General features: G+C 42.1%; 6 protein-coding genes. All 6 read left to right on the top strand.

The genetic code is table 11. The features are described 5' to 3' along the window. The first annotated feature begins 626 nt into the window (after nucleotides 1–626). The 6 genes from rpmH (at nucleotide 627) to mnmG (ending at nucleotide 6413) form a co-directional block, all read left to right on the top strand. Nucleotides 627–761 carry a 50S ribosomal protein L34 gene (gene rpmH / locus NYE49_RS21085; protein ID WP_003178075.1) on the top strand — a complete coding sequence of 45 codons (135 nt, stop codon included), beginning with the start codon at nucleotides 627–629 and terminating at the stop codon, nucleotides 759–761. A 151-nt stretch (nucleotides 762–912) separates the two neighbouring features. Beyond that, a complete protein-coding gene (gene rnpA / locus NYE49_RS21080) occupies nucleotides 913–1263 on the top strand; it encodes a ribonuclease P protein component (protein ID WP_003242628.1) in 351 nt (116 codons plus the stop codon). A 144-nt stretch (nucleotides 1264–1407) separates the two neighbouring features. Beyond that, complete coding sequence (spoIIIJ, locus tag NYE49_RS21075) at nucleotides 1408–2193, top strand: YidC family membrane integrase SpoIIIJ (protein WP_010886648.1); 786 nt, start codon at nucleotides 1408–1410, stop codon at nucleotides 2191–2193. Then, nucleotides 2190–2816, top strand: coding sequence for an RNA-binding cell elongation regulator Jag/EloR (jag, locus tag NYE49_RS21070; RefSeq protein ID WP_015483983.1), 627 nt, complete (start codon nucleotides 2190–2192; stop codon nucleotides 2814–2816). Before spoIIIJ ends, jag begins: the two co-directional genes overlap by 4 nt. 310 nt (nucleotides 2817–3126) lie before the next feature. Next, nucleotides 3127–4506: a tRNA uridine-5-carboxymethylaminomethyl(34) synthesis GTPase MnmE gene (mnmE, locus tag NYE49_RS21065; RefSeq protein WP_014478576.1), complete on the top strand. Its 1380-nt coding sequence runs from the start codon at nucleotides 3127–3129 to the stop codon at nucleotides 4504–4506. 20 nt (nucleotides 4507–4526) lie between these two features. Continuing rightward, on the top strand, nucleotides 4527–6413 hold the full coding sequence (mnmG, locus tag NYE49_RS21060; protein WP_003226825.1) for a tRNA uridine-5-carboxymethylaminomethyl(34) synthesis enzyme MnmG: 1887 nt from the start codon (nucleotides 4527–4529) through the stop codon (nucleotides 6411–6413). Nucleotides 6414–6419 lie beyond the last annotated feature (6 nt).

The following is a 6419-nucleotide window of genomic DNA, read 5'->3' as shown; positions in this document are numbered from 1 at the left end:
CTTCCGGCACGTCCCTCCTTTTCTTAGAAAATGGCGTCTTTCTCTGTTATAGAACACAAAAAAAGAGCAAATGGCGCTTACCATTCGTACACATTAAATGTTGAAAACATATAATATAGTAGATAAATAGCTTTTCGACAAATTTCACAACTTGTGGACAACCTTCTACACAAGCTGTGCGAAATCAATCCACAACTTATCCACACTTTGTGGATAAAGAGGAAAGGTAGGATTAGTAATCAAGAGTTAAAACACAAATATAATACCAAAATAAACGAGAGCTTGCAATGGTTGTCACAATCTTATCCACAAAGCGGACAACCTGTTGAAAAAACCTTGTCCACAGGGGTTGGTAATGTGAAAATGTTGTCGATAACCTCTGTGGATACTAAAAAAAGACGAAAAAGATATCCACATGCGTGATTTCATGGGCAAATTGTTTGGATTTGTCTTTTTTCCGTAAAATTAAGGAATCTAAAAAATAAGGTTTCGAAAGTTGAAAAGGTATGGTATCCTATTATGGTTGCAAGAAATAAAAGCACTAGTGAAGTTGACAATGAATAGGTAACGCAAATATAATAAGTAAGACTGTCTTTAACAGCTATTCCTCGAGGGAGGTGTCATAAATGAAAAGAACATTCCAACCGAATAACCGTAAACGCAGCAAAGTTCATGGCTTCAGAAGCCGTATGAGTTCAAAAAACGGTCGTCTAGTTTTAGCACGCCGTCGCCGCAAAGGCAGAAAAGTATTATCAGCTTAGGCCACTGAATAATGTCAGTGGTCTTTTTTCACGTTATGGGAAAAGATAGATGTGATGTGTAATGAACCGGGGCATGCTTCCTGGTTCAGATGCATCTCATGTTCATAATAAATTTTAAAAGTTTCTGCCAGCCAGTATCGGAGTGAGTCATTTGAAGAAGCGAAATCGTTTAAAGAAAAATGAAGATTTTCAAAAAGTGTTTAAACATGGGACATCAGTTGCAAACCGCCAGTTTGTCTTATATACGCTTGATCAGCCTGAAAATGATGAACTGCGTGTCGGGCTTTCCGTCAGCAAAAAAATTGGCAATGCTGTGATGCGAAATCGGATCAAACGTTTGATTCGGCAGGCCTTTCTTGAAGAGAAAGAGAGACTGAAGGAAAAGGATTACATCATTATTGCCAGAAAACCGGCGAGCCAGCTGACATATGAGGAAACGAAAAAAAGTCTGCAGCATCTATTCAGAAAGTCTTCATTATATAAGAAATCTTCGTCAAAGTAGGCATCACCACTGCTTTCTTACAACTTTTAAAAGCGCTTCCTTTCTGGTTGATCAGAAAAAGACACCATTTAAAACTGAAAGATGCTAAAATACATACAAGTATGCTTTGCAATAAAAGAGTGTAAAGATTAATTATAGGAGGAAATGTTGTTGAAAAGGAGAATAGGGTTGCTATTAAGTATGGTTGGCGTATTCATGCTTTTGGCTGGATGCTCGAGTGTGAAAGAGCCGATCACTGCAGATAGTCCGCATTTCTGGGACAAGTACGTAGTATATCCATTGTCTGAGCTCATTACGTATGTAGCGAAATTGACGGGAGATAACTACGGGCTTTCAATTATTCTAGTTACCATTTTAATTCGTTTATTAATTTTACCGCTGATGATTAAGCAGCTGAGAAGTTCGAAAGCGATGCAGGCTTTACAGCCGGAAATGCAAAAGCTTAAAGAAAAATACAGCTCAAAGGATCAAAAAACGCAGCAAAAGCTTCAGCAGGAAACAATGGCTTTATTCCAAAAGCATGGTGTCAATCCATTGGCGGGATGTTTCCCGATTTTGATCCAGATGCCGATTTTAATTGGATTCTATCATGCGATCATGAGAACCCAGGCGATTTCAGAGCATAGCTTCTTATGGTTTGACTTAGGAGAAAAAGATCCTTACTATATTCTTCCTATCGTTGCCGGTGTCGCTACATTTGTTCAGCAAAAACTGATGATGGCGGGCAATGCGCAGCAAAATCCGCAAATGGCGATGATGCTTTGGATTATGCCAATTATGATTATCGTATTTGCGATCAACTTCCCGGCGGCTCTTTCTCTTTATTGGGTAGTCGGTAACTTATTTATGATTGCGCAAACTTTCCTCATTAAAGGACCTGATATTAAAAAAAATCCTGAGCCGCAAAAAGCCGGAGGAAAGAAAAAGTGAGGAATGTGACTGCTGCAGGGCGAAATGTCGATGAAGCAGTACAGTCCGGATTGCAAGAGCTGGGATTAACGAAGGATAAGGTAGAAATTACTGTTATTGAAGAGGGAAACAAAGGATTTCTCGGTATTTTCGGTAAAAAGCCTGCGATCGTAAAGCTGGTTGAAAAGATTGATCCGATTCAGCAAGCGAAGTTATATCTTCAAACGATCGCCGAAGCCATTGCCGGGAAGTCTGATGTGACTGTTCAAGAAAGCAAAAAGACAGTGAGATATCATATAACAGGTGAAAAGGCAGCTTTGTTAATTGGGAAAAGAGGACAAACCTTAAACGCCCTTGAAACTTTGACACAGCTTGCCCTTAACCGTTATCCAGGCCAATATAAAAATGTGACGGTGGATGCAGAAAACTATCGTTTGAAAAGAAAAGAAACCCTGAGCCAGCTGGCCATCAAGCTTGCAGACCAGGTTTTGAAAACGAAAAAAGCAGTTCAGCTCGAACCTATGCCATCCAGTGAAAGAAAAATCATTCACGATACTCTTTCTGGATATGCAAACCACCAGATCAAAACATATTCAATGGGTGAAGGCGAAAATCGTCATCTCGTTATTTCCCATAAAAGATAGCATAAAACCGAAGTCCGATAAAAATTGGATTTCGGTTTTTTTGTATCCGAAAAATCTACTTTTCCTAGTAATATCAAGGTTTTGCCGTTTAAGTTTTTTCTTTTTAGGTGTATCCTGTTGATAAAAAGGAAGTTCAGGAAATAAAATTAATTGTTATTCACATGTGGATAAGTTAAAGTAATAAGGGACGAATTTCTATTTCTGTGGATAACAAATCTTCCACTTCGAACCAAACTATGTTATCTTTTAGTTTTGGCATAATAAAAATTTTTTTATATAGATGAAGTATAAGTAAAGAGAGGTGAACAACATGGATACAATTGCGGCAATTTCCACACCGATGGGAGAAGGCGCGATTGCGATTGTACGGTTGAGCGGACCAGAAGCCATTCAAATCGCAGATAAAATTTATAAGGGACCGAAGGGGAAAACACTCAGCTCGGTCGAATCACATACGATTCATTATGGTCATATCGTAGACAGACCTTCGGATCGTGTCGTTGAGGAAGTAATGGTATCAGTGTTAAAAGCGCCGAGAACTTTTACACGAGAAGATGTCATTGAGATTAACTGTCACGGGGGAATTGTGACTGTGAACCAAGTGCTTCAGCTTGCATTGAGAGAGGGAGCGAGACTGGCAGAGCCTGGTGAATTTACGAAACGTGCGTTTTTAAACGGTCGAATCGATCTTTCACAGGCGGAAGCAGTTATGGACTTAATCAGAGCAAAAACGGACCGGGCAATGAACGTTGCTATGAATCAAATGGAAGGGCGTCTTTCTGCTTTGGTGCGCCGTTTGCGCAGTGAGATTTTAGAAACACTGGCCCATGTTGAGGTGAATATCGATTATCCGGAGTATGATGATGTAGAGGAAATGACGCATCAGATTTTAGTTGAAAAGGCAACCGCCGTGAAAAAGGAAATTGAGGCGCTGCTGAGGACTTCTGAGCAAGGAAAAATCTTACGTGAAGGTCTTTCTACCGTCATTATTGGCCGGCCAAACGTAGGAAAATCATCTCTTCTGAACAGCCTCGTTCATGAGGCAAAAGCCATTGTAACCGATATTCCCGGAACGACACGGGATGTAATTGAGGAATACGTAAATGTAAGGGGCGTCCCGCTTCGTCTGGTTGATACAGCAGGTATTCGTGAAACCGAGGATATTGTTGAGCGAATCGGTGTTGAACGTTCTCGCCAGGTTCTAAAGGAAGCGGACCTGATTTTACTTGTGCTTAATTATAGTGAAGAGCTTTCTGAAGAAGACGTGAAGCTTTTTGAAGCCGTTGAGGGCATGGATGTTATCGTGATTTTGAATAAGACTGACCTTGAGGCGAAGATTGACACTGAACGTGTCCGTGAGCTTGCCAATGGACGTCCAGTTGTTACGACATCTCTTTTAAAAGAGGAAGGCATCAATGATCTGGAAGAAGCGATTCAATCGCTGTTCTACACGGGTGCCATTGAAAGCGGGGATCTGACTTATGTCAGCAACACGCGTCACATCTCTATTTTACAGCAAGCAAAACGCGCCATTGAAGATGCGCTTAGCGGCATCGAACAGGATGTCCCGATCGACATGGTGCAAATTGACCTTACAAGATGCTGGGAGCTTTTAGGGGAAATCATTGGAGATTCTGTCCACGAAAGCTTAATTGATCAGCTCTTTTCACAATTCTGTTTAGGAAAATAATAAAAGGAGGAACTAGAATCATGGGGTATGAAGCAGGCCAATACGATGTGATTGTGATTGGCGCCGGGCATGCCGGTGTTGAGGCTGCCCTCGCATCTGCACGCCAAGGCGCCAAAACGCTTGTCTTGACCATCAACCTAGATATGGTTGCATTTATGCCATGTAATCCGTCTGTCGGCGGCCCCGCAAAAGGGATTGTCGTCCGTGAAATTGACGCGCTCGGCGGAGAAATGGGAAGAAACATCGATAAAACGCATATTCAAATGAGAATGCTGAATACAGGAAAAGGTCCTGCGGTTCGTGCATTGCGTGCGCAAGCAGACAAATTCCAATATCAGCACGAAATGAAAAATACGCTTGAAAAAGAACCAAACTTAACATTGCTGCAAGGAATTGTGGAGCGGCTGATCGTTGAAGACGGCGAATGCCGAGGCGTTATTACACAAACCGGCGCACATTATCGTGCGAAAGCAGTTGTCATGACGACAGGGACATATTTAAGAGGACGTATCATTCTTGGCGATCTGTCTTACTCAAGCGGCCCGAATAACCAGCAGCCTTCTATTAAGCTTTCTGAGCATTTGGAGGAACTTGGTTTTGACCTTGTTCGTTTTAAAACAGGTACGCCGCCTCGCGTTAAAAGCGACACGATTGATTACAGCAAAACGGAAATTCAGCCTGGTGACGATGTCCCTCGCGCTTTCTCATATGAAACAGTGGAATATATCACAGATCAGCTCCCTTGCTGGCTGACATATACAAGCCCTGAGACACATGAGATTATTGACAGCAACCTTCACCGTTCACCGATGTATTCCGGTATGATCAAAGGTACGGGCCCAAGATACTGCCCATCCATTGAAGATAAAGTTGTCCGTTTTAATGATAAACCGCGTCACCAAATCTTCCTTGAGCCGGAAGGCAGAAATACACAGGAAGTCTATGTCCAAGGTTTATCTACAAGTCTTCCAGAAGACGTACAGCAAAGAATGCTTGCAACGATTCCTGGACTTGAAAACGTACAAATGATGAGAGCCGGCTATGCGATCGAGTATGATGCAATCGTACCGACACAGCTCTGGCCGACACTTGAAACAAAAAAAATAACAAACCTTTACACTGCAGGCCAAATTAACGGAACATCCGGTTATGAAGAAGCTGCGGGACAAGGCATTATGGCAGGAATCAATGCAGGACGAAAAGCGCTTGGAAAAGAAGAAGTGATTTTAAGCCGTTCTGACGCTTACATTGGTGTTCTGATTGATGATCTTGTGACAAAAGGAACCAATGAGCCATATCGTCTTTTGACATCACGTGCTGAATACAGATTGCTGCTTCGCCACGACAATGCTGATTTGCGTCTGACAGAAATCGGACACCGCATTGGATTGATTTCTGATGAGCGCTATGCGGCTTTTGAGAAGAAAAAAGCGGCGATCGAAGCGGAGAAAAAACGTCTTCATTCTGTAATTATCAAGCCGTCTCCGGAAAATCAAGAATATATCCGTTCTCTTGGCGGAAGCGAATTGAAAGACGGAGTTCGCGGCACAGACTTGATGAAGCGTCCTGAAATGAACTATGAAACAGTCACAAAACTGGCGCCGCCAGAAGTGCCGGTTCCTCAAGACGTGGCAGAACAAGTAGAAATCCAAGTGAAATATGAAGGATATATTGAAAAATCTCTTCAACAAGTGGAAAAACTGAAGAAGATGGAAAATAAAAAAATTCCAGATCGCATTGATTATGACGCAATTAAGGGGATTGCGACCGAGGCGCGTCAAAAACTGAAAAATGTACGGCCTTTGTCTGTTGCCCAAGCTTCCCGCATTTCCGGTGTAAACCCGGCGGACATTTCAATTCTATTGGTGTATTTAGAGCAGGGACGCATTGCGAAGATAGCCGAATAGAAAGGA

This window comes from Bacillus sp. FSL L8-0358 (genome assembly GCF_038593095.1).
Taxonomy (GTDB): Bacteria; Bacillota; Bacilli; order Bacillales; family Bacillaceae; genus Bacillus; species Bacillus subtilis.
The sequence above is the reverse complement of the archived record's forward strand: the minus strand, read 5'-3'. Positions and strand labels throughout refer to the sequence as shown.